Source organism: Gemmatimonadota bacterium, assembly GCA_039715185.1.
Classification (GTDB): domain Bacteria; phylum Gemmatimonadota; class Gemmatimonadetes; order Longimicrobiales; family RSA9; genus DATHRK01.
Genome location: JBDLIA010000138.1, coordinates 1 through 5,481, shown reverse-complemented (window position 1 = coordinate 5,481; position 5,481 = coordinate 1). Strand labels below are relative to the sequence as shown.

Below are 5,481 nucleotides of genomic sequence, written 5' to 3'. Positions count from 1 at the left end.
GCGGGCGCGGGGTCATCGCACGCGGCGGCCACCAGGACGGTGACCAGCAGCAGGCTCGCCGCTCGCGCGCCCGTGTTCTCACGGCGCGCCGATATCGTCCTAAGCACGTTCATCACTCCTCAACTCGTCTGGGTCACGTCGGCCGGATCGCGGACCTCGATGCGCTCCGGGAGCGCGTCGCGATCGTCGGTTCCCAGCACGCCCATTACCGTGTAGATCTCCCCCGCTATCCAGCTGGCGGTCGTCACGCCGGTCCGGCTGTCGCCGAACACCGGGAACGTGTCGCTGGCGGCGTCCTCGAGGAGGACGAGTTGGTTGCCGAACGACAGCGTGTCCACGGAGAGAACGGTCCCGCTTGTGATGGTCACGAGTTGGCCCGCGAAGGTACCCGCGTTGATCTCCGCGCCGGTGACCCCCCTAGGCGCTGGCGGCGCCTCGTTACCCAGGACCGTGACCGTGGACAGGTTACCGAGCTGAACTTCGCTGCGGAACGAACTCACGGTGCCGCGCATCCGGATGCGGTCTCCCCTCTGCAGCGCGGCTCCAGCGATGGTCGCCAGGTCGAAGTCGAACACGGAAATCCCACCGGTGGCGTCCTGGAAGAAGACGGCGCGGTCGTCGAAGGACGGCGCGAACGTCACGACGCCTTCCACGGTGACCGCAACCCCATCCATGCCGCGCGCGTCCGCGATCGAAATCACGGAGCCGCCCAGCACGACGTCGGACGGCTGACGCACCTCGACTCGATGCGCGAGCGCGTCGCGGTCGTCGGTGCCGAGCACGCCCGTCACGGCGTAGGTCTGGCCCGCTTCCCAGGTGGCGGTCGTCACGTTGGTGCGGCTGTCGCCGAACACCGGGAACGTGTCGCCGGCGGCGTCCTCGAGGAAGACGCGCTGGTTGCCGAACGACAGCGTATCGACCGATAGCACGGTACCGTCTATGGTCACGAGTTGGCCGGCGAAGGTGCCCACGTTGATCTCCGCCGCGGTGACCGACCGTGGGTCCGGCTCGGCGACCGTGCCCAGGATCTCCACGGCGCTGACGCTCCCGATCTGCACCTCGCCGCGGAACGCGCCGCTGATGCCCGTCATGCGGATCGAATCGCCGACGGCCAGGTCGCGCCCGGCAAGCGTGGACAGGTTGAAGTCGAAGACCGACAGTCCGCCCGTCCCGTCCTGGAAGAAGATCACCCGCGTGTCGAAGGAGGGCGCGAAGGTGACGACGCCCTCCACCGTGACGACCGAGCCCTGGGCGGCGCGCGCGTCCGCGATCGGGATCACCAGGTTGCCGGTGAACTCCACGAACGCCTGGATGGCCCCGCCGGCGTCCACCGTGACCGGGATCTCATTGCCGCCGACGATCTGGATGGTCTCGAACGGGGTCAGCACGATCGTGTAGCTCCCCGGTCGAACGCCCGCGAAGCTGAACGCACCGGCGGCGTCCGCGGCCGTGCTCGCGACCGTCTCCGCCCCGGCGAGGAGCGCCACCGGTATCCCCGCGGCGGGCGTGTCCTGCGCCGGATCGAAGTCGCCGCTCATGTCGTCGTCGCGGAAGACCACCCCCGAGACCGTGCCGGGCTGGAACGCGTACCGGAACTCGGCCTCCAGCGCCGCCCCCTGGAATGGCGCCGCGACGGACACCTGCGTGCCGCTCGAGAGCACCGCGCCCGCTGGCACCGAGCCGCTGACGGAGGCCTCGTAGCTCCCCGGCGCGAGCTCGGAGAACGCGGCCAGGCCGTCGGCGCCGGTGGCCTCCGAGAGTGCTGCGACACCGGCGAGATTCACTGTGACACCCGACACGGGCACGTCTCCGGCCCCGAACGCGCCGTCTCCGTCCGCGTCCACGTAGACGCGTACCGACAGCGTGGACGGCGTCCCCTCCGCGAGCGAGAGAATTTCTTCCTCGCACGCGGTAGCGGCGACCGAGACGGCCAGCAGAAGCAGACCGATTCGTCGTCTCATCACGGCTCCGATGGTTCCCGACTGTTGAGGAGGGATTCCTTCTCGCGGACCATGCGCACAAGAACGAACGACCCCAAGCGGTGTAGGCGCTCCCGGGCGCTCGAATAACACCGCAGCAGCGGCCAACGTAGAGAAACGCCCGACGGGGTGTCAACCTGTCGGGGGCACCAGCGGGCGCGTTGATTCAAAGCGGTGACATTGCTCGCCTCGGGCGTCTGTTCGTCCGCCGTGGCGACAGACGGAGACCCACTGGTTCCATGGGCCCGGGAAGAGCGATCGTGTCGAAACCACAACCGTTGGTGCCGCGCACCCATCCGGGGCGACACTCGACGCTCTGGCTCGCGGGGCTCGTTGGACTCGCGGCGCTGCTATCCGCGTGCGGCGGCGGCGACGGCGGCACGGACCCCACGCCGACGCCTCCCGTCATCTCGCTCGTCGCCACCACCGGCGGCTCCAGCGACCCGCTCGTCGACGGCGCCGAGTACGGCCCCCCGCTGCGCATCGACATCACGTTGGACAAGGGCACCTTCAACGCGACCCTCAACGGGTCCACGTTCTTCTCCGGCAACGAGATCACGCAGCCGGGCGCCTACACGCTGGTCGTCAACGCGCGCGACGGCACCGCTACCGCCTCTCGGACGGTGCAGTTCACGGTCGTCTTTTCGGGCGCGAGCGTGCTCACGATACGTCTGCTGGAGCTGGGCGCGAACGAACAGGGCGGCGGCGGCGACGCCATCCTCCTCAGCGATTCGAGCGCCGGGGGCGTGTCGCACGTTCTGGTCGACGCCGGGCCGCGCGGCCCCGGGGCCGCGGACACGACCTTCGTTCGCGACAGGCTGACCCAGTTGGGAGTGACGATCCTTCAGGCCGTGATCCTGTCGCACGCCCACGGCGATCACTTCGGGGCGCTGGGACCAGTGTTCAGGGCCGATTCGGTGGTGGAGTTCCTGTACAACGGGCAGGTGCGGACGTTCTCGGGCTACAACCAGATGCTCGCCACGGCGCAGGCGGAGGTGCCGAGCACGAGCACGGTGCCCTCGAGTCGGGCAATCGACATAGGCGGCACCGGAGTCCCCACGTCGCTGACCGTGCTGCCGCCCCTGGACACCTACCTGGGCGATGCCGCGGCGGATGGGAGCCAGATCAACGAAGGCTCGCTGGGCGTGGTGGTGCGCAAAGGCACCTTCCGGATGTTCCTGACGGGCGACGGAGAGGTGGAGGCCAACCAGCGCTGGCGCACGGTGTTCGGCGCGTCGAGCAGCCAACTGAACGTCCTCAAGGCGGGCCACCACGGGGCGAACGATGCCGTGTTCGACAACGGCTTCAACGGCGCTTCATCGTGGCTCCAGCACACGGACCCCGAGGCGGTGGTGGTGAGCTCCAACGGTGACAGTCACCCCCGCATCAACGCGCTCGCAGCCTACCTCGCGCTGCCGGCTACGCAGACGTACTGCACCAGCGTGCACGGAGAGATCACGATTCGGGTCGACGAGAGCGGTACCTACGTGGTCAGCCCCGAACGCAACGCGGGCATGGACTGCGTACCCGGGTCGGACGCGACCACCTAGTGTACCGCCCGCGCGGGCCGGCGGCCGCTACCGGCTCGCGAGCATTTCCTCCGCGAGCGCCACGTAGTCCGCGCTGCCCAGGTAGACCGGCGTGCGCTGGTGTAGCTCGGTGGGTGCGATGTCCAGGATACGCCGGCTTCCGTCCGACGCCGCTCCGCCCGCCTGCTCGCACACCCATCCCAGCGGCGAGGCCTCGTACAGCAGCCTGAGTTTGCCGCTTTCGTTCTTCTCGTCCGCCGGGTACATGAACAGGCCGCCGTAGAGAAGGGTGCGGTGGAAGTCGGCCACCATGGAGCCCACGTAGCGCTGGCTGAAGGGCTTCTCGCCCGAGCCGTCCATCCCTTTGAGCCGGTCCACGAGCGCCCTCTGCGCCGGTGACCAGCGGCTGTAGTTGCCCTCGTTGACGCTGTAGATGGGCTGCGGAGGGTCGGGGATGCGCAGGTTCGGGTGGCTGAGGAGAAACTCCCCGATGGAGGGGTCGAGCGTGAAGCCGTGCACGCCGGATCCAGTGGTGTAGACCAGCATGGTGGACGACCCGTAAATGATGTATCCCGCCGCCACCTGGCGGATGCCCGGCTGCAGGAAGTCTTCCAGGCCGCCCCGCTCTCCGTCCGTCACCTTCCTGTGAACGGAGAAGATGGTGCCGATGGAGATGTTCGCGTCGATGTTGGAGGAGCCGTCCAGCGGGTCGAAGATGAGCGCGTACCCGCCGCACGGGAAACGGTCGGGGATCGCGAGCACCTCGTCCGCTTCCTCCGAGGCCATGCAGCACAGTAGCCCGGTGTGGTCGAACGCGTCGCAGATCACCTGGTGCGCGTACATGTCCAGCTTCCTGACCTTCTCCCCATGGACGTTCGTGCTCCCCGTCCCGCCCAGGATGTCGATCAGCCCGGCCTTGCGGACTTCCCTGGAGATGATCTTCGCGGCGAACGCCATATCGTAGAGGATCCGGCTCAGGGCGCCGGTGGCGTCCGGAAATTCCCGCTCTCTGTCGATGATGTGCCGCTCGATGGTGACCACCGAGGTCATCGCATCCTCCGCTATTCGTGTTGGGTCTGGGCGCGCGGCGCGGACTCACGCTACCGCAACGGCGGCTGCACGATCCGTGCTCCGCCGTCGGGCCGCGCTCTCACCACCACGCTGCCGTGCCGGTCGGTCCTCGCGACCGTTGCTCCCGCGACCCGAAGACGCTCCATGACGACCGGGTGAGGATGGCCGTAACGGTTGCGCCGGCCAACCGGCACCAGCGCGATCCGCGGACGCACCACCTCGAGCAGCTCGGCCGTCGTAGAGGTGTGGCTGCCGTGGTGACCGACCTTCAGGACCGCCGCGCGCAGCGCAGCCGGGTCCCGGGCGATCAGTCGCAGCTCTACCTCGGCGGGCGCGTCTCCCATGAGTAGCGCGCGAAAGAGCCCGTACCTGACCAGGACGACGGCGGAAATGTCGTTCGCTCCGGATGCCGCTGCAAGCACGCTGGAATCGGGCGCCAGCACCAGCAGGTCGACGCCGTCCACGTGCAACTCGGCACCCCGCGCCGCTCGGGCCCAGCGACTCCCCGCGGCCTCCGCGGCTCGGACGGCGTCCAGATAGGGCGCCTTTCCGGTGGGCCTGGCCGGGTCCAGCACCACGCCTGGGTCGAGCATCCGGACCACCGCGCCGGCGCCGCCGACGTGGTCCGCGTCGGGGTGCGTCAGGATCAGCGCCTCCAGCTCTCGGGCGCCGTGCCTGAGCAGGTACGGAGCGACCAGCGCGCGGCCGGCGTCGAAGGAGTCGGAGCGGGGCCCGGCGTCGACGAGCACCCAGCGCCCCGCCGGCGTCCGTATCGCGATGGCGTCCCCCTGCCCCACGTCGATCAGGTGCAGCTCGATCGACGGGGGCGCCAGCAGCCGCGCCGCGGGCGGAACCGCGAGCGCCGCCGCCACCGCGACCCCCGCGGCGGCCGCCGACCGCGC

4 protein-coding genes are annotated in these 5,481 nt (G+C 69.4%); 1 reads left to right on the top strand and 3 read right to left on the bottom strand.

Features of this window, described 5'->3' with window-relative positions:
- Nucleotides 1-119 precede the first annotated feature (119 nt).
- A complete protein-coding gene (locus ABFS34_15650) occupies nt 120-1,961 on the bottom strand; it encodes an SdrD B-like domain-containing protein (GenBank protein MEN8376863.1) in 1,842 nt (613 codons plus the stop codon).
- A 278-nt stretch (nt 1,962-2,239) separates the two neighbouring features.
- Between ABFS34_15650 and ABFS34_15645 the strand changes: the two genes are divergently transcribed.
- Nucleotides 2,240-3,529 (top strand): MBL fold metallo-hydrolase, encoded by a 1,290-nt coding sequence (locus tag ABFS34_15645; GenBank protein MEN8376862.1) that lies wholly within the window; start codon nt 2,240-2,242, stop codon nt 3,527-3,529.
- Nucleotides 3,530-3,556: 27 nt separating this feature from the next.
- Here the strand turns inward: ABFS34_15645 and fbp are convergent, their stop codons facing one another.
- Both fbp and ABFS34_15635 read right to left on the bottom strand, forming a co-directional pair.
- Nucleotides 3,557-4,558, bottom strand: coding sequence for a class 1 fructose-bisphosphatase (fbp, locus tag ABFS34_15640; protein MEN8376861.1), 1,002 nt, complete (start codon nt 4,556-4,558; stop codon nt 3,557-3,559).
- Nucleotides 4,559-4,608: 50 nt separating this feature from the next.
- Nucleotides 4,609-5,481: ComEC/Rec2 family competence protein (locus ABFS34_15635; protein ID MEN8376860.1), on the bottom strand; the 873-nt coding region annotated here is incomplete at its 5' end.